This window comes from Roseivivax sp. GX 12232, assembly GCF_021272185.1.
Taxonomy (GTDB): domain Bacteria; phylum Pseudomonadota; class Alphaproteobacteria; order Rhodobacterales; family Rhodobacteraceae; genus Roseivivax.
The window spans coordinates 1-18,782 of the sequence record NZ_JAJSEC010000005.1; the positions used below are offsets into that span (position 1 = coordinate 1).

At 70.2% G+C, this 18,782-nt stretch carries 12 protein-coding genes; 11 read left to right on the top strand and 1 reads right to left on the bottom strand.

The features are described 5' to 3' along the window. Nucleotides 1-42: 42 nt before the first annotated feature. Nucleotides 43-3,555: a DNA polymerase III subunit alpha gene (gene dnaE, locus LR948_RS10165; RefSeq protein WP_232753907.1), complete on the bottom strand. Its 3,513-nt coding sequence runs from the start codon at nt 3,553-3,555 to the stop codon at nt 43-45. 125 nt (nt 3,556-3,680) lie between these two features. Here dnaE and LR948_RS10170 point away from each other — a divergent pair, with 125 nt between their 5' ends. The 11 genes from LR948_RS10170 (at nt 3,681) to pdeM (ending at nt 18,742) form a co-directional block, all read left to right on the top strand. Beyond that, nucleotides 3,681-3,854 carry a hypothetical protein gene (locus LR948_RS10170; RefSeq protein WP_232753908.1) on the top strand — a complete coding sequence of 58 codons (174 nt, stop codon included), beginning with the start codon at nt 3,681-3,683 and terminating at the stop codon, nt 3,852-3,854. Nucleotides 3,855-4,033: 179 nt separating this feature from the next. Further along, the gene (gene xdhA, locus LR948_RS10175; protein ID WP_232753909.1) at nt 4,034-5,425 is read left to right on the top strand and encodes a xanthine dehydrogenase small subunit; all 1,392 of its coding nucleotides are present in this window, start codon (nt 4,034-4,036) and stop codon (nt 5,423-5,425) included. Continuing rightward, nucleotides 5,422-7,851 (top strand): xanthine dehydrogenase molybdopterin binding subunit, encoded by a 2,430-nt coding sequence (gene xdhB, locus LR948_RS10180; protein WP_232753910.1) that lies wholly within the window; start codon nt 5,422-5,424, stop codon nt 7,849-7,851. The genes xdhA and xdhB overlap by 4 nt, the downstream gene beginning before the upstream one ends. Next, nucleotides 7,848-8,792, top strand: coding sequence for a xanthine dehydrogenase accessory protein XdhC (gene xdhC / locus LR948_RS10185; RefSeq protein ID WP_232753911.1), 945 nt, complete (start codon nt 7,848-7,850; stop codon nt 8,790-8,792). Before xdhB ends, xdhC begins: the two co-directional genes overlap by 4 nt. Further along, on the top strand, nt 8,759-10,282 hold the full coding sequence (locus LR948_RS10190; RefSeq protein ID WP_232753912.1) for an ABC transporter ATP-binding protein: 1,524 nt from the start codon (nt 8,759-8,761) through the stop codon (nt 10,280-10,282). The genes xdhC and LR948_RS10190 overlap by 34 nt, the downstream gene beginning before the upstream one ends. Before the next feature lie 75 nt (nt 10,283-10,357). Then, on the top strand, nt 10,358-11,443 hold the full coding sequence (locus LR948_RS10195; protein WP_232753913.1) for an ABC transporter permease: 1,086 nt from the start codon (nt 10,358-10,360) through the stop codon (nt 11,441-11,443). Next, entirely contained in the window at nt 11,443-12,366 is a 924-nt protein-coding gene (locus LR948_RS10200) for an ABC transporter permease (RefSeq protein ID WP_232753914.1), read from the top strand. The genes LR948_RS10195 and LR948_RS10200 overlap by 1 nt, the downstream gene beginning before the upstream one ends. 41 nt (nt 12,367-12,407) lie before the next feature. Beyond that, nucleotides 12,408-13,484, top strand: a complete 1,077-nt coding sequence (locus LR948_RS10205) for a BMP family ABC transporter substrate-binding protein (RefSeq protein WP_232753915.1) — start codon at nt 12,408-12,410, stop codon at nt 13,482-13,484. Nucleotides 13,485-14,188: 704 nt separating this feature from the next. After that, nucleotides 14,189-14,776 carry a VOC family protein gene (locus LR948_RS10210; RefSeq protein ID WP_232753916.1) on the top strand — a complete coding sequence of 196 codons (588 nt, stop codon included), beginning with the start codon at nt 14,189-14,191 and terminating at the stop codon, nt 14,774-14,776. A gap of 587 nt (nt 14,777-15,363) precedes the next feature. Then, nucleotides 15,364-17,808 carry a ligase-associated DNA damage response DEXH box helicase gene (locus LR948_RS10215; protein WP_232753917.1) on the top strand — a complete coding sequence of 815 codons (2,445 nt, stop codon included), beginning with the start codon at nt 15,364-15,366 and terminating at the stop codon, nt 17,806-17,808. Nucleotides 17,809-18,079: 271 nt separating this feature from the next. Further along, nucleotides 18,080-18,742 (top strand): ligase-associated DNA damage response endonuclease PdeM, encoded by a 663-nt coding sequence (gene pdeM, locus LR948_RS10220; protein ID WP_232753918.1) that lies wholly within the window; start codon nt 18,080-18,082, stop codon nt 18,740-18,742. Nucleotides 18,743-18,782 lie beyond the last annotated feature (40 nt).

An 18,782-nucleotide genomic window follows, 5' to 3' on the forward strand; every position in this document is an offset into this window, starting at 1 on the left:
CCGGACCCCACCAAACATGCCGCTAAACCCGCAAAAACCGCCTCAGAAGTCCACCACGTCCATGATCCCCGAGAGCGACTTGATCGCCCCCTTGATCTCGGGCGTCACCGGGAATTGCTCCTCGAGGCCGATCTCCACCTCGCCGGGCAGCCCGTCGTGGGCGAGGCAGAGGTGCACCGGCCCGCGCCCGGCCTTGGGCAGCTGCTCCGAGGCGCGGCTCAGGACCGAGGCGATCTGCGCGATGGCGCCCTGGTCCTCGATGTAGATCCGCAGCCCCGAGGTTCCGGCGTCGGCCACCGCCACGTCGACCGGCGCGACCGAGCGGCCGAGCAGCTTCAGCTGGTCGCTCTCCATGGTGGCCTCGACGGTGATCACCACCTTGGCGCCGGTCTCGAGGTGTTCGCGCGACTTCTCCAGCGTCTCGGAGAACAGCGTCACCTCGTAGGCGCCGGTCGGATCGGAGAGCTGACAGAAGGCGAAGCGGTTGCCGCGGGCGGACTTGCGCTCCTGCCGGCCGGCGACGCTGCCGGCGAGCTTGGCGACCAGCGCGCCGCCCTCGGCCTTGCGGGTGACCTCTTCGAGGGTCAGCACCCCCTTGCGCTTCAGCGCCGCGAGGTAGTCGTCGAGCGGGTGGCCCGAGAGGTAGAAGCCGATGGCCTTGAACTCCTCGGCCAGCCGTTCGGCGGGCAGCCAGTCGTTGACCGGCGCGAGCCGCGGCTCGGGCAGGTCGTCGCCCGCCTCGCCGAAGAGCGACACCTGGTTGGAGTTCTTCTGCTCGTGCACCGCCGCCGAATAGGCGACCAGCGCGTCGAGGCTGTCGAAGACCCGGCGACGGTTCTTGTCGAGCACGTCGAAGGCCCCGGCGCGGGCCATCATCTCGAGCGGGCGCTTGCCAACGCGCTTGAGGTCCACCCGCCGCGCCAGGTCGTAGAGCGTGGCGAAGGGCTTGTCGCGGCCGTTCTCATCCAGGCGTGCCTCGACCACCAGGCGCATCGCCTCGAGGCCGACGTTCTTCAGCGCGCCGAGGGCGTAGATCAGCTTGCCGTCCTGCACGTCGAAGGCGGCCTGGCTGCGGTTCACGCAGGGCGGCACCCAGGGCAGTTCGAGGCCCTTCTTCACCTCCTCGAAGTAGATCGCCAGCTTGTCGGTGAGATGGATGTCGCAGTTCATCACCCCGGCCATGAACTCCACCGGGTGGTTCGCCTTGAGCCAGGCGGTCTGGTAGCTGACCACCGCATAGGCCGCCGCGTGCGACTTGTTGAAGCCGTAGTTGGCGAACTTGTCGAGCAGGTTCCAGACCTCGACCGCCTTGTCGTCGTCGACGCCGTTCTTCTTGGCGCCCTCGATGAACTTGGGCTTCTCGGCGTCCATCGCCTCCTGGATCTTCTTGCCCATGGCGCGGCGCAACAGGTCGGCGCCGCCAAGCGAATAGCCCGCCATCTCCTGGGCGATCTGCATCACCTGTTCCTGGTAGACGATGATGCCCTGGGTCTCGTCGAGGATATGGTCGATCGAGGGGTGAATGCCGGCGCGCTCGCGCTGGCCGTTCTTGACCTCGCAGTAGACCGGGATGTTCTCCATCGGGCCGGGCCGATACAGCGCCACCAGCGCCACGATGTCCTCGATGCAGGTGGGCTTCATGCGCTTCAGCGCATCCATCATGCCCGAGCTTTCCACCTGGAAGACCGCGACCGTCTTGGCGCGGGAATAGAGCCGGTAGGTCACCTCGTCGTCGAGCGGGATCTGCCCGATGTCGTTCTCGGCGCCCTCGAAGGGCTCGTAGATGGTGGCGCCGTCGGCGCCGATGTGCAGGTCGCGGCCGGACTTGTGGATCAGGTCCACCGCGTTCTGGATCACCGTCAGCGTCTTCAGGCCGAGGAAGTCGAACTTCACCAGGCCCGCCTGTTCCACCCATTTCATGTTGAACTGGGTCGCCGGCATGTCCGAGCGCGGATCCTGGTATAGCGGCACCAGGTGATCGAGCGGGCGGTCGCCGATCACCACGCCCGCCGCGTGGGTGGAGGCGTTCCTGAGCAGCCCCTCGACCTGCTGGCCGTAGGTCAGGAGCCGGTCGACGACCTCCTCGGCGCGGGCCTCCTCGCGCAGGCGCGGCTCGTCGGTCAGCGCCTTCTCGATGGAGACGGGCTTCACCCCTTCGACCGGGATCATCTTCGACAGCCGGTCGACCTGGCCGTAGGGCATCTGCAGGACCCGGCCCACGTCGCGCACCGCGGCCTTCGACAGGAGCGCACCGAAGGTGATGATCTGGCCCACCTTGTCGCGGCCATACTTCTCCTGGACGTAGCGGATCACCTCCTCGCGGCGGTCCATGCAGAAGTCGATGTCGAAGTCGGGCATGGAGACCCGCTCGGGGTTGAGGAAGCGCTCGAAGAGGAGCTTGTAGCGCAGCGGGTCGAGGTCGGTGATGGTCAGCGCATAGGCCACGAGCGAGCCCGCGCCCGAGCCCCGCCCCGGCCCGACCGGAATGTCGTGGTCCTTGGCCCATTTGATGAAGTCGGCCACGATCAGGAAGTAGCCCGGGAAGCCCATGCCCTCGATGATGCCCAGCTCGAAATCGAGCCGCTCCTGGTAGGCCTCGACGCTGTCGGCATGGGGGATCACCGCGAGGCGCTTCTGCAGGCCCTCGTTGGCTTGGCGGCGCAGTTCCTCGACCTCGTCGTCGGCGAAGCGCGGCAGGATCGGGGCGCGCTTCTCGGCCTTGAAGGCGCAGCGCTTGGCGATTTCGACGGTGTTCTCGATCGCCTCGGGCAGATCGGCGAACAGCGTCACCATCTCCTGCGGCGACTTGAAGTAATGCTGCGGGGTCAGCCGGCGGCGCGGCTCCTGCTGGTCGACATAGGCGCCGTCGGCGATGCAGATCAGCGCGTCATGCGCCTCGTACATCTCGGACTTGGGGAAATAGACGTCGTTGGTGGCGACCAGAGGCACGCCCATCTCGTAGGCCATCTCGACGAAGCCGCGTTCGGTCATGCGCTCGGCCTCGGGGGCGCCCTCCTCGCCGGGGTGGCGCTGCAGCTCGACGTAGAGCCTGTCGCCGAAGATCGCGTGCATCCGCACCAGCAGCGCCTGGGCCGCGCCGCGGCTGCCCTGCCTGAGCAACATGCCCACCGGCCCGTCCGGCCCGCCGGTCAGGCAGATCACCCCCTCGGAATGGGCCTCGAGCTCTTCCACGGTGACATGCGCCAGCTCCCCGTCGCCCCGAAGGTAGAGACAGGAGTTGAGCTTCATCAGGTTCTCGTAGCCCACCTCGGATTGCGCCAGCAGCACCACCGGCGCGGGATCCTTCGGACGCTCGCCGGTGCCCGGCTCGACGTAGCGCAGATCGACCTGGCAGCCGATGATCGGCTGGATGCCCGCCCCCGAGGCCGTCACCGAGAACTCCAGCGCGGCAAACAGGTTGTTGGTGTCGGTCACGGCGACCGCGGGCATCTCCATGCCGGCGCAGAGCCCGGGCAGCTTCTTCAGCCGCACGGCCCCTTCGAGCAGGGAATATTCGGTGTGAACGCGGAGGTGGATGAATCGGGGATCGGCCATGTCCCCCACACTATGTTGCGTGGGCCCGGCCCGAAAGCCACGAAAGAGGACAATCCGCCCAAGGCGGATCCCAAGCGCCCCTTGCCGCGTTATCCGACCGCAACTGGAAGGAAAGGTGGCCTGCCATGTCCCGTCTGATCGGTCTTGTCGTCCTGGTCGCGATCGTCATCGCGGTGCTTCTCTATTTCGGCTTCATCGAGCTCAGCCCCGAGGGCGAAGCCGCGCTCGAGGAGACCCAGGACAACGTCGGCACCGCGATCGAGAACACCGGCGAGGCGCTGCAGAACAGCGGCAACTGAGCGCCGCAGCTTCGGGCGGCAGGCCCCCGCGTCTCGGCGCGGGGCACGATTTTTCTTGCCAAGACCTCGCCCGCGCCCCTAGCCTCCGGGGTCGAAGACACGACCCGGCCCGCCGCCTTCTACGCCGCATCGAGGGCGCGCATTCCACGGGCGCGAAGTAACGCGGCGCGAGTTTCACCATGAATATCCGCTTTCTTCTGAATGGAGAGAGTGTCGAGCTGAGGGACGTGGACCCGACGGTCACGCTGCTCGACTGGCTGCGCGAAGAGCGCGGCCTCACCGGCACGAAAGAGGGATGCAACGAAGGCGACTGCGGCGCCTGCACGGTGATGGTCACCGACGACCGCTCCGGCGCGCGGGCGCTGAACGCCTGCATTCTCTTCCTGCCCCAGCTCAACGGCCGCGCGGTGCGCACCGTCGAGGGCATCTCCGGCCCCGATGGCGCGCTGCACCCGGTGCAGCAGGCGATGATCGACCACCACGGCTCGCAGTGCGGATTCTGCACGCCGGGCTTCGTGGTCTCCATGGCGGTGGCCCATGCCAAGGGCGCCAGCGATTACGACGACGCACTGGCGGGCAACCTCTGCCGCTGCACCGGCTACGCGCCGATCGTGCGCGCCGCCGAGGCCGCGGCCAGCGCCCCGGTGCCCGACTGGATGACCGAGGCGCTGCCCGCCCCGGGCGGCGCGGGCGTCGAGCCCGGCGCCGAGAGCGGTCGCGTCTTCGCGCCGGAGACCGCCGACGAGCTGGCCGCCACCTATGCCCGCCACCCCGAGGCGACGCTGATCGCCGGGGCAACCGACGTGGGCCTCTGGGTGACCAAGGACCTGCGCGAGCTTGAAGAGGTGATCTTCCTCAACCGCTGCGCCGACCTCGCCGAGATCGAGGAGAGCGACAGCCACTTCCGCATCGGCGCGGGCGTCAGCATGGACCGCGTGATGCAGGCCGTGGCGCCGAGCCTGCCCTCCTACGCCGAGATGATCCGCCGCTACGGCTCGGCGCAGGTGCGCGCCGCGGCGACCATCGGCGGCAATATCGCCAATGGCTCGCCCATCGGGGACAACCCGCCGGCGCTGATCGCGCTTGGCGCCACGCTGCACCTGCGCGCCGGCGACAACCGCCGCGAGATGCCGCTCGAGGAGTTCTTCCTCGACTACGGCAAGCAGGACCGCGCCCGCGGCGAATTCGTGGAGGCGGTGAGCTTCCCGAAGACGGCGCCGGACTTCCGGGTCTACAAGCTCTCGAAGCGCTTCGACCAGGACATCTCGGCGGTCTGCGGCGCCTTCGACGTGACCGTGTCCGAGGGCAGCGTCAGCGCCGCCCGCGTGGCCTTCGGCGGCATGGCCGGCGTGCCGAAGCGCGCCGCCGCGGTCGAGGAGGCGCTCATCGGTGCGGAATGGAGCGAGGCGGGCATCGCCCCCGCGCTCGAAGCCTTCGAGACGGATTTCACCCCGATGAGCGACATGCGCGCCTCGGCCGACTACCGGCTCGAGGCCGCGCGCAACATGCTGCGCCGCTACCTGGCCGAGACCAAGGGCCAGCCGGTGTCGGTGCTGGAGGTGACGGCATGAGCGTTGCAAAACCCCTGCCCCATGACGCCGCGGCCCTGCATGTGACCGGCGCCGCGCGCTACATCGACGACATCCCCCTGCCCGCGAACACGCTGCATTTGGCCTTCGGGCTGGCGCCCATCGCCCGCGGGCGGATCACCGCGCTTGACCTCGGGCCGGTGCGGCAAAGCCCGGGCGTCGCGCTGGTCCTCGAGGCCTCCGACCTCGACCGGCCCGCCGATTGCTCGCCCTCGGCGCATGACGAGCCGCTCCTCTCGGGCCATTCGCTGCGCTACTTCGGCCAGCCGGTCTTCGTGGTGGCCGCCGACAGCCATCTGAACGCCCGCAAGGCGGCGCGCCGCGCGGTCTTCAAGACCGAGAAGCGCGACGCGATCTTCACCGTCGACGAGGCGCTGGAGGGTGACAGCCGCTTCGAGGAAGGCCCAAGGGTCTGGGAAAAGGGCGACGCCGGCGAGGCCATCGACGCCGCCCCGCATCAGGTCTCGGGCGAGATCGAGATCGGCGGGCAGGAGCATTTCTACCTCGAGGGCCAGGCCGCCCTGGCGCTGCCGCAGGAAGGTGGCGACATGGTGGTGCATGCCTCGACCCAGCATCCCACCGAGATCCAGCACAAGGTGGCCGACGCGCTTGGCCTGCCGATGCATGCGGTCCGCATCGAGACCCGCCGCATGGGCGGCGGCTTCGGCGGCAAGGAAAGCCAGGGCAACGCGCTGGCCGTCGCCTGCGCCGTCGTGGCGGCCAAGACCGGCCGCCCGGTGAAGATGCGCTACGACCGCGACGACGACATGACGATCACCGGCAAGCGCCACGACCTGCGCATCGAATACCGTGCGGGCTATGACGCCGAGGGGCGGCTCGCGGGCGTGGAATTCACCCACCTGGTGCGCTGCGGCTGGGCGCAGGACCTGTCGCTGCCGGTCGCCGACCGGGCGATGCTGCATGCCGACAACGCCTATTTCCTGCCCACCGCGCGGATCGACAGCCACCGGCTGAAGACCAACACCCAGTCCGCCACCGCCTTCCGCGGCTTCGGCGGGCCGCAGGGCATGATGGGCATCGAGCGGGTGATGGACCAGATCGCGCATGAGCTGGGGCTCGACCCGCTCGAGGTGCGGCGGCGGAATTACTACGCCGAGAAGCCGGAGGGCGCGGTGCCGCCCGGGCCCGCCGAAGCCCAAGCCGCGAAGACCGCAGGTGAGGCCGCGCCCCGGCCCGCCGACACGCAGGCCGATCTCGCCTCGCGCGGGGCGGTCGGCAATGCCGCGCCCGGCCCCGCGCCCGCGCCGACGCCCGGGGCGCAGACCACGCCCTACGGCATGGCGGTCGAGGATTTCGTCCTGGGCGCCATGACCCGGCGGCTCGAGGAGAGCGCCAACTACGCCGCGCGCCGCGAGGCCATCGCCGCCTGGAACGCCGAGAGCCCGCATCTCAAGCGCGGCATCGCGCTGACCCCGGTGAAATTCGGCATCTCCTTCACGCTGACGCATCTCAACCAGGCGGGCGCCCTGGTGCATGTCTACCAGGACGGCAGCCTGGCCTTGAACCACGGCGGCACCGAAATGGGCCAGGGGCTCTTCCAGAAGGTCGCACAGGTCACCGCCGAGACCTTCGGGCTCGACGCCCGGGCGGTGAAGATCACCGCAACGGATACCTCCAAGGTGCCGAACACCTCGGCCACGGCGGCCTCCTCGGGCTCGGACCTGAACGGCATGGCGGCGCGGGCCGCCGCCGAGACCATCCGCGACCGCATGGCGGCCTTCCTGGCCGAGCGCAACCAGGCCGAACCGGGCGACGTGCGCTTCGAAGGCGGCCAGGTCACGGTCGGCGGCGAGACGCTGGACTTCGCCGAGGCCGCGAAGCTCTGTTACGAGGGGCGGGTAAGCCTCTCTTCGACCGGCTACTACAAGACGCCGGGCCTTGCCTGGGACCGGATCAAGGGCCAGGGCAAGCCGTTCTTCTACTTCGCCCATGGCGCGGCCTGCTCCGAGGTGGTGATCGATACGCTGACCGGCGAGCACCGGATCCTGCGCACGGACATCCTGCACGACTGCGGACGCTCGCTGAACCCGGCCATCGACATGGGCCAGATCGAGGGCGGCTTCGTCCAGGGCGCGGGCTGGCTGACCACCGAGGAGCTGGTCTGGGACGAAGAGGGCCGGCTGCGCACCCATGCGCCCTCGACCTACAAGATCCCCGCCTGTTCCGACCGCCCCGACGTCTTCAACGTGGCACTCTGGGACGAGGAGAACCCCGCCCAGACCATCTACCGCTCCAAGGCGGTGGGCGAGCCGCCCTTCATGCTGGGCATGTCGGTCTTCTTCGCGCTCTCCGACGCGGTGGCGGCGGCCGGGCCGAACTATCCCGCGCTCGACGCGCCCGCGACGCCCGAGCGGGTGCTCGCGGCGGTGCGGAGGGCCCGGGGGTGAGCTTCGCGCGCGCCGATCTTGCCCGCCTGGTGGCCGAGAAGGGGCGCATCGCCCGGGTCGTGGTGGCCGAGACCGCCGGATCGGCCCCGCGCGAGGCCGGCGCCGCCATGCTGGTCTGGCCCGAGGGCCAGGCGGGCACCATCGGCGGCGGCACGCTCGAATACGAGGCCGCCCGCGCCGCCCGCGCGGGCCGCTCCGGGCTCAGCCGTCACGCGCTCGGCCCCGACATGGGCCAGTGCTGCGGCGGGCGGGTCACGCTTCTGACCGAACATTTCGACGCCGAGAACCTCGCCGAAGTGCCCGAAGAGGGCCTGTTCGCCCGCGGTGCCGAGCCCATGCCGCTTGCCGTCCGGCGCGCGCTCTCCGAGATCCGCGCCGGGCGCGCCGCGCCAACGCCCCGGCTGGTCGAGGGCTGGATGCTCGAGCCCGTGACCGAGGCCCGCCGCCCGCTCTGGATCTGGGGCGCGGGCCATGTCGGGCGGGCGCTGGTCTCTGTCCTGGCGCCCCTGCCCGAGTTCGCGATCTTCTGGGCCGACACCGGGCCCGAACGTTTTCCCGACGACATCCCCCCGGGCGTGACACCCCTGCCCGCCGCCGATCTGCCGCGGCTTGCAGCCAATGCCCCGCGCGAGGCCGCGCATCTGATCCTGACCTACAGCCACGAGATCGACCTGGCGCTCTGCCACGCGCTTCTGCAGCGCGGCTTCGACAGCGCCGGGCTGATCGGCTCGGCCACCAAGAAGGCGCGCTTCCGCAAGCGGCTCTCCGGTCTGGGCCACGGCGACGGTGAAATCGCGCGCATCCGCTGCCCGATCGGGCAGAAATCCTTGGGCAAGCACCCTCAGGCCATTGCGCTCGGCGTCGCCGCGGAGCTACTTCACACTGAAAAGACAGGGAAACATGTCGATTGGGACAGCCACTTCTCAGCCTCCGGGGCCTGACCAAGGCCTATCCCGGCGTCGTCGCCAATGACGACGTCTCCTTCGAGATCGGCCGTGGCGAGATTCACGCGCTGCTCGGCGAAAACGGCGCCGGCAAATCGACCCTGGTGAAGATGATCTACGGGCTGGTGAAGCCCGACGCCGGGCAGATGGAGATGGCCGGCAGCGCCTTCGCCCCCTCCGAGCCCGCCGAGGCGCGCCGCGCCGGCGTCGCCATGGTCTTCCAGCACTTCTCGCTTTTCGACGCGCTCTCGGTGGCCGAGAACGTCGCGCTCGGCATGGAGACCCCGGCCAAGACCCGCGACCTGGCCCGGCAGATTCGCGAGGTCTCGGAGGCCTACGGGCTGCCGCTCGATCCCTATCGCACCGTCGGCACGCTGTCGGCGGGCGAGCGCCAGCGGGTCGAGATCATCCGCTGCCTCCTGCAGGACCCGCGCCTCCTGATCATGGACGAGCCCACGAGCGTCCTGACCCCGCAGGAGGTCGAGATCCTCTTCGAGACCCTGCGCAAGCTGCGCTCCGAAGGGACCTCGATCCTCTACATCAGCCACAAGCTCGAGGAAATCCGCGCGCTCTGCGACACCGCGACGATCCTGCGGCTCGGCCAGAAGGTCGCCACCTGCACGCCGGCCGAGACCACCGCGCGGGAGCTGGCCGAGATGATGGTCGGCTCGAGCTTCGCCACGCCCGCCGCCAAGACCACCACGCCCGGCGAGGTGCTGCTCGAGACCCGGCAGCTCAGCCTGCCCGCCCCCGACGCCTTCGCCACGCCGCTGCGCGCGGTCTCGCTGTCGCTGCGCGCGGGCGAGGTGCTGGGCATCGGCGGGGTCGCGGGCAACGGCCAGGACGAGCTGCTGGCCGCGCTCTCGGGCGAACGGCTGGCGCCGCGCGGCACGATCTTCTTCAAGGGCGGCGACGTCAGCCGCATGGGCCCGGTGGTGCGCCGCGACGCGGGCCTGCTGTCGGGCCCCGAAGAGCGGCTCGGCCATGCCGCCGCGCCGAACATGAGCCTTGTCGAGAACGGCGTCCTGACCGCCGCCCGCCGCGAGGGGCTGGTGCGCAACGGCTTCATCGACTGGAGCGGCGCCGCGCGCTTTTCCGAACGGGTGATCGAACGTTTCGACGTGCGCACCCCCTCGGCGCAGACCGCCGCCCGGGCGCTTTCGGGCGGCAACCTGCAGAAATACGTGATCGGCCGCGAGATCCTGCAAAACCCCGAGGTTCTCGTGGTCAACCAGCCGACCTGGGGCGTCGATGCCGCCGCCGCCGCCGCGATCCGCCAGGCGCTGCTCGACCTCGCCGCCCAGGGCGCGGGCATCCTGGTGATCAGCCAGGACCTCGACGAGCTTCTGGAAATCTCCGACCGCTTCGCCGCGCTGAACGAGGGCCGGCTGAGCGAGGCCCGCCCGGTCGCCGAGCTGACCATCGAAAAGATCGGCCTGATGATGGGCGGCGCCCATGACATGGAGGTGGCCGATGCGCAGCCCTGAGTCCCTGCCCCCGCACCGGGCCGCCCCGCGCGCCCCCCGGCCCGCCCTGACCCAAGCCGCCACGGAGGCCCGCGCATGATCCGGCTCGAGAAACGCCCCCAGCCCTCGCGGCTCTGGACGCTCCTGTCGCCGATCCTGGCGGTCCTGCTGACCATGGTGGTCGGCGGCTTCCTCTTCGCGGTGCTCGGCGCCGATCCCTTCGAGGCGATCCGCACGATCTTCTGGGACCCGCTCTTCAATCCGCAGTTCGCCGCCTATTCGCGCCCGCAGCTCCTGGTGAAGGCCGGGCCGCTGATCCTCATCGCCATCGGCCTGTCGATCGGCTTCCGGGCGGGGATCTGGAACATCGGCGCCGAGGGGCAATACATCATGGGCGCGGTCGCGGGCGCCGCCGCGGGCCTCGCGCTCTATCCGTCGGAAAGCCCGCTGATCTTCCCGCTCATGGTGCTGGCCGGCGCGCTCGGCGGCTGGGCCTGGGCGATGATCCCGGCGATCCTGAAAACCCGTTTCGGCACCAACGAGATCCTGGTCTCCCTGATGCTGGTCTATGTGGCGGAATCGATCCTCGCCTCGGTCTCCTCGGGCCTTCTGCGCAACCCCGAGGGCATGGGCTTTCCGGGCAGCCGCAACTTCCGCGAATGGGAGGCGGCGGCCAACCTCGAGATCTTCGCCGACACCGGCATGCACTGGGGCGTGGTCGCGGCCTTCATCGCGGTGATCGGCGCCTACGTCCTGATGGCGCGCCACATCCAGGGCTTCAACATCCGCCTTTCGGGCGAGGCCCCGCGCGCGGCGCGCTTCTCGGGGGTGAACCCCGCGCGGGTGGTGATCTTCTGCCTCGGCACCGCGGGCGCCCTGGCGGGCCTCGCCGGCCTCTTCGAGGTCACCGGCCCCGCCGGGCAGATCTCCATCGACTTCAACTCGGGCTACGGCTTCACCGCGATCATCGTGGCCTTCCTCGGGCGGCTGCACCCGGTGGGCATCCTGCTCGCGGGGCTCCTGATGGCGCTGACCTATATCGGCGGCGAGCTGGCGCAGCTCATGCTGGGGGTGCCCGGCGCCTCGATCCAGCTCTTCCAGGGGATGCTGCTGTTCTTCCTCCTGGGCGTCGACGTCTTCACCAATTACCGTATCCGCATCGGCCAGGGAGTGGCAGCCTGATGGACCTTTCCTCGATCTCGCCCGTCCTGCTGCTCGCCTCGGTCATGGTCTCGGCCACGCCGATCCTGCTGGCCGCCATCGGCGAACTGGTGGTGGAGAAATCCGGCGTGCTGAACCTCGGCGTCGAGGGCATGATGATCACCGGCGCGGTGGTGGGCTTCGCCGTGGCGGTGAACACCGGCTCGCCGGTGCCGGGCTTCCTGGCCGCGGCGCTGGCCTCGGCCATCCTGTCGCTGAGCTTCGGTCTCCTGACCCAGGTCTTCCTGTCGAACCAGGTGGCGACCGGGCTGGGGCTGACGCTGGTCGGCCTCGGGCTCTCCTCGCTGATCGGCAAACCCTACGAGGGGATGAAATCCCCGACCCTGCCCCGGCTCGACCTCGGGCCGCTCTCGGACCTGCCGGTCCTGGGGCGCATGGTCTTCTCGCATGACATCATGGTCTATCTCTCGCTGGCGCTGGTGGCGGCGGTCTGGGCCTTCCTGAAATACACCCGCGCCGGGCTGATCCTGCGGGCGGTGGGCGAAAGCCACGACGCCGCCCATGCGCTGGGCTACAAGGTGGTGCGCGTGCGGCTCATGGCGATCGCCTTCGGCGGCGCCTGCGCCGGGCTCGGCGGCGCCTACCTGAGCCTCGTGCGCGTGCCGCAATGGACCGAGGGCATGACCGCCGGCGCCGGCTGGATCGCGCTGGCCATCGTGGTCTTCGCCTCCTGGCGCGCGGGCCGGGTGCTGATCGGCGCCTACCTTTTCGGCGGCGTGACGGTGCTGCAGCTGAACCTGCAGGCCGCCGGCGCCGCGGTGCCGGTCGCGCTCTTGTCCGCCTCCCCCTACCTGATAACCATTCTCGTGCTCGTGATCATCTCGGCGCGGGGAGCCCATGGCGCGCCCGCCTCGCTGGGACGCCCCTTCCACGCCTCGGCCTGATACGCCCGGGGCGAGATCCAACCACAACAGGGAGACCAAAAATGTATCGCAGAACCCTTCTGGCCTCGGCCGCGGCGCTCGCCATGAGCGCGGGCGCTGGCTTCGCCCAGGACGACCCGGTCAAGGTCGGCTTCATCTACGTCGGCCCGATCGGCGACGGCGGCTGGACCTATGAGCACAACGAGGGCCGCCTCGCCGTCGAGGAGCACTTCGGCGACCAGGTCGAGACCGTCTACCAGGAAAGCGTGCCCGAGGGCGCCGACGCCGAGCGCGCGATCACCCAGATGGCGCTCTCCGGTGCGGACCTGATCTTCACCACCTCCTTCGGCTACATGGATCCGACCATGGCGGTGGCCGAGAAGTTCCCGGACGTGAAGTTCGAACATGCCACCGGCTACAAGCGCGCCGACAACGTCTCGACCTATTCCGCGCGCTTCTACGAGGGCCGGGCGATCCAGGGCCATATCGCGGGCTCGATGACCGAGACCAACAAGATCGGCTACATCGCCTCCTTCCCGATCCCCGAGGTGATCCGCGGCATCAACGCGGCCTATCTGCACGCCAAGAAGGTGAACCCCGAGGTCGAATTCTCGATCGTCTGGGCCTACACCTGGTTCGACCCGGCGAAAGAGGCCGACGCGGCCCGCGCGCTGATCGAGAACGGCGCCGACGTGATCCTGCAGCACACCGATTCCACCGCGCCGCAGGCGGCCGCGCAGGAAGCCGGCGGGGTGATCACCTTCGGCCAGGCCTCGGACATGGCCGAATTCGGCCCCGAGCCGCGGGTCTCCTCGATCATCGACAACTGGGCGCCTTATTACATCGACCGGGTGCAGGCGGTGATCGACGGCAGCTGGGAATCGGTCGACACCTGGGACGGCATCGCGCCCGGCATGGTCGAGATCGGCGAGATCTCCGACGCCGTGCCCGCCGAGGTCAAGGAAGAGGCCCTGGCGCTGAAGGAAAGCATCGCCTCGGGCGAGTACCACCCCTTCACCGGCCCGATCAACAAGCAGGACGGCTCGGTCTGGCTCGCCGAGGGCGAGACCGCAGACGACGGCACGCTCCTGGGCATGGACTTCTACGTCGAAGGCCTGACCGGCGAGATCCCGAACTGAGGGTGACCGCCTGACCGAAAGGCCGGGGCCTCGCCCCGGCGCATCGAGGCCCCGCGTGCCCCACCCGGCGCGCGGGGCTTTTTTGTGCCGGGCGCGCGGCAGCCCACTCGGCCGCCCGCGCGCTCGCCCGCGCCCGCGGCACCTACCTAAACCACCCGCAAGCCACGGCGCTCCCGATCCACCCGCAGCCCCGGCTCCCGCGACCGCGCGCCACCCAAAAACCATCACCCGACACTACCGCCCCCAAAGCTGCGCGCCCCGCCGAACTGGCCCACGCGTCCCCCTCTCCACCTCCAGACCGGCACCCCCACCGAACCGCCGCCCGCAACAAGCCCCCTCTTGCGCATGGCCGGGCCGGAAATACTCCGGGGGTCCGGGGGCAGAGCCCCCGCCGCGGCCCGAAAGGGCCGCGCTTCGCAACTCAGCAACACACCCAAACGCCCCCAAAGCAGCGCGCCCCGCCAAACTGGCCCACGCGCGCCCCTCTCCACCACCAGACCGGCACCCCCACCGAACCGCCGCCCGCAACACGCCCCCTCTTGCGCATGGCCGGGCCGGAAATACTCCGGGGGTCCGGGGGCAGAGCCCCCGCCGCGGCCCGAAAGGGCCGCGCTCCCCGGGCCACCACTCCAAAAAACCAAACCGATGATTTCCCCACCCGCCGCGCTATCATGCCCCGAGCAGGACAACCGAGGAGAGCCCCCATGCGCAAGCTCCAGGCACAGGGCGTGCATCACATCACCCTGACCGGCGCGGACCGGCAGAGCTCGATCGACTTCTGGGAGGGCGTCCTCGGCATGCCCTTCATCTTCGACCAGCCCAATCTCGACAATCCCGACGAGGGTCATCTCTACTTCGATCCCGGCGACGGGCGGCTGATCACCATCTTCACCAACGAGAAGCGCAAGGCCCAGCATGCGCGCACGCCGACCGATGCGGGCTGCGTGCATCACATCGCCTTCAACGTCTCCAAGGCGGTCTGGTCGCAGGTGGTCGAGCGGCTCGACGAGCGCGGCATCACCCATTCGGGCCCCAAGGACCGGGGCTTCATGGATTCGATCTACTTCAAGGACCCGCTGGGGCTGTTGATCGAGCTGGCCTGCTATCGCTTCGAGCCGCCGATGGGCTGTTCGCATGCCGACGTGATGATCGAGGCGCATCGCATCCGGGTGGCGCGGGGCGATTACAACATCGCCGAGGTCCATCTCGCCGATGCGATCGAGGCGCTGGTCTCGCGCCGCCAGCAGAGCCTCTCCGAGGACCGCGGCCCGAGGGATCCTTACGGGGGCTGAGGCGGTTGGGCCAGGAGAGGGGGGCTGCTGAAGCGGAGGGTGGTGCTGCGGACCTATGGGGTTTGGCGCTTCATCCCGGCCAGGTCAGGGCAAACCTTGAGCCCAACGCGCCACGCACAAGAGCGCTTGTCCAACGTGCCGGTCCGGGGTGCTTCATGGCTATCCTGCGCCCTCCCCCTATCAACCCACACCACCAGAGGGCGCGCGCCGGACCGGGGGCCGGCGCCGCCAACCTCGGAGCTAAGCGCTTTATCCCGGCCAGGTCAGGACTAGAGACGAACTAGGCACACCGCCCACAAGAGCGCCGGCCCAAGGGGCCGGTCCGGCGCGCGCCCGGCATCTTCGATGCTGTTCGGGCGCAAGGGGCGCGGGGATTTTACGGTGTGCGTAAAATATCCGGTGTCGCGGCTGGGCCGGGTGATCGGGCGATTGTGCGCGGTGCGATTGGGGGCGATTAGTTGATGCGCCCCTTGAGCGACGGCACAAGCTGCGAAACCCTCCCCAGCCCCCCCAAAACCCAAAAAATCTCCCCCCAATCCCCCCGCACCGCTTTCCCTCACCGACCTCCCGGCCCAGATATCTCTCCCATGACCGACCTCCCCGCCCCGCTCCAAACCTGGTTCGACGCCCAGGGCTGGCAGATGCACCCGCACCAGCGCGCCATGCTCGACCGGGCCAGCGCGCCCGCGCTCCTGCTCATCGCGCCGACCGGCGGGGGCAAGACGCTGGCGGGTTTCCTGCCGAGCCTCGCCGAGCTCGGAGAAACACCCGGCCCGGGGCTGCACACGCTCTACGTCAGCCCGCTCAAGGCCCTGGCCTCGGACATCAAGCGCAACCTGCGCCGCCCGGTCGAGGAGGCCGGCCTCGAGATCCGCATCGAGGACCGCACCGGCGACACCTCGTCCCACGCCAAGAAGCGCCAGCGCGCCGACCCGCCGCATATCCTGCTGACCACGCCCGAGAGCCTCGCCCTCCTGACCTCCTACGAGGACGCCGCGCGCACCTTCGCGGGGCTCCAGCGGGTGGTCATCGACGAGGTCCATGCCCTGGCGGAATCGAAACGCGGCGACCAGCTCATGCTGGCGCTGGCGCGGCTGCAGCGGCTGGCGCCGGGGCTCCGGCGCGTCGGGCTCTCGGCCACGGTGGACGACCCCGAGGCCATCGCGAAACTGGTCGCGCGCCACCCCGACCCCTGCGAGATCCTCGAGGCCGACCCGGGCCCCGAGCCCGACATCTCCATGCTGCGCACCGAGGAGGCCCCGCCCTGGTCCGGCGGCGGCGCGAAATACGCCATCCCCGCGGTCCTCGAGGCGGTGCGGCAGCACCGCACCACGCTGATCTTCCACAACACCCGCGCGCAGGCCGAGATCTTCTTCCACCACCTGTGGCTCGCCAACGAGGACAGCCTGCCGATCGGCATCCACCACGGCAGCCTCGACCGCGCCCAGCGCGAAAGGGTGGAGGCCGCCATGGTCGCGGGCCAGCTGCGCGCCATCGTCTGCACCGGCAGCCTCGATCTCGGCATCGACTGGGGCGATGTGGACCTGGTGATCCAGGTCGGTGCGCCGAAGAACGTCAAGCGGCTGGTGCAGCGAATCGGCCGGGCGAACCACCGCTACAACGCGCCCTCGAAGGCGCTCTTGGTGCCCGCCAACCGCTTCGAGGTGGTGGAATGCCTGGCCGCGCTCGAGGCGGTGCGGGCCCGCGACCTCGACGGCGAGCCGCGCGGGCCGGGGCCGCGCGATGTCCTCTGCCAGCACATCCTGATCGCCGCCGCCGCGGGGCCCTTCGACGCCGACATGCTCTTTGCCGAGATGTCGGCGGCCGGGCCCTACGCGGGGCTGACCCGGGCCGAATTCGACGCCTGCCTCGATTTCTGCGCCACCGGCGGCTACGCGCTCCGGGCCTACGACCAGTGGCGGCGCATCCGGCAGCGCGACGACGGCCTCTGGGAGCTGCGCGACCCGCGCTCAGCGGCGCGGATCCGGCAGAACATCGGCACCATCCAGGACACCGACACGCTGAAGGTGCGGATGCGCGGGCGCGGCGGCAAGCCGCTCGGCGAGATCGAGGAAGGCTTCGCCGCCTCGCTCACGCCCGGCGACACCTTCCTGATCGGCGGGCAGATCGTGCGCTACGAGGGCCTGCGCGAGATGGTCGTAGAGGTCAGCCGCGACGCCGCGCGCAAGCCCAAGATCGCCACCTTCATGGGCACCAAGTTCGCCACCTCGACGCAGCTCTCCGAGCGCATCCTGCGGATGTTCCGCGAGAAGGACTGGGCCGCCCTGCCCGATCACACCGCCGACTGGCTGCGCCTGCAGTCCGAGGTCTCGCGGCTGCCGGAACCCGGGCGGCTCCTGATCGAGAGTTTCCCGCACGACGGGCGCGAGCAGCTGGTGGTCTACGGCTTCGCCGGGCGCAACGCCATGCAGACGCTGGGGCTTCTGCTGACCAAGCGCATGGAGGAAGAGGGCCTCGCGCCCATGGGCTTCGTCGCCACCGATTACGCCACGCTGATCTGGGGGCTCGACGCGGTGACCGACCCGCGGCCGCTGTTTGACATCGCGCGGCTGGAGGCGGGGCTCGAGACCTGGCTGACCGGTAACGCGGTGATGAAGCGCACCTTCCGCGCCTCGGCCAATATCGCGGGGCTGATCGAGCGGCAGGTCGGCGGGCAGCGCAAGTCCGGGCGGCAGGCGACCATGTCCTCGGACATCCTCTACGACACGCTGGTGAAATACGACCCCGGCCACCTGATGCTGCAGATCACCCGCGAAGAGGCCATGCGCGGGCTCGTCGATTTCGCCCGCATCCGCGAGATGTGTCACCGGGTCGGCGACCGGATCGACCTGCACCGGCTGAGCCGGGTGACGCCGCTGGCGGCGCCGCTCTTCCTCGAGCCCGGGCGGGTGCCGATCCGGGGCAGCGCCGACGACCGGCTGATCGAGGAGGAGGTGACGCGGCTTCTCGACCAGTCGGGCCTGGCCGAGGTCGACGCCTCGGCCAAGCCGGCCTGGCGGGTGCCCTGGTAGCCTGGGGCGGGAGGGCGCTGATGAGGCAAGGCGTGTCGAAGTGCCCGGCGCGGGATCGTCCAGCGCAGCCGTTGCACCGCACCGGCAGGGGTGAAGCACTGCCCCACCGCCGCGCCGCGCCGCGCGTCGCAGCCCCGTCGCGCCGTGCATCGCAGCCCCTCTGCACCCATCGCCGCCCCGCCGCGCCACCCGGCGCCTGCGCCCGACCGGTCCCACAGTGACGCCGCGCGCGGGGTTGCGCCTGCCGGCATCGCGGGCCTAAGAACAGGCCATGAACACCCATGGTTTCACCTTCCGCGGCGCGCGGCTCGCGGCTCTACCCTCCGGGGCGCTCTACTGGGCCGATGAGGACCTGCTGGTCGTCTCCGACCTGCATCTCGGCAAATGCGCGCGGCTGGTGTCACAGGGCGGGGCCATGCTGCCGCCCTACGACGGGCTCGAGACGCTGGGCCGGCTCGACGCCGACCTCGCCGCGACCGGCGCGCGCGAGGTGATCTGCCTTGGCGACAGTTTCGACGACGCGGGCGCCAGCGCCGCCCTGCCCGAGGACCAGCAGCTCTGGATCGCGCGGCTGCAGGCCGGGCGGCGCTGGCTCTGGATCGAGGGCAACCACGACCCGGGCCCCGTCGCGGTGGGCGGCACCCATGCCGCCGAGGCCCGGCGCGGCCCGCTCACCTTCCGCCATATCGCCACGCCCGAGGGCGCGGGCGAGGTCTCGGGCCACTACCACCCCAAGGCGCGCATGGCGCTGCGCGGGCGGTCGATCACGCGGGCCTGTTTCCTGGTCGATGCGGCGCGTCTGATCCTGCCGGCCTACGGCGCCTATACCGGGGGGCTCTGGTCCTCGCATGCCGCGCTCACCGGGCTTATGGCGCGGGATGCCCAGGCGATCCTGACCGGGCCGCGCCCGCTGGCGATCCCGATGCCGCGCTAGGGGCTTGCGGGCGCGCGCGCCCCATGCCTTGATGCGCGCC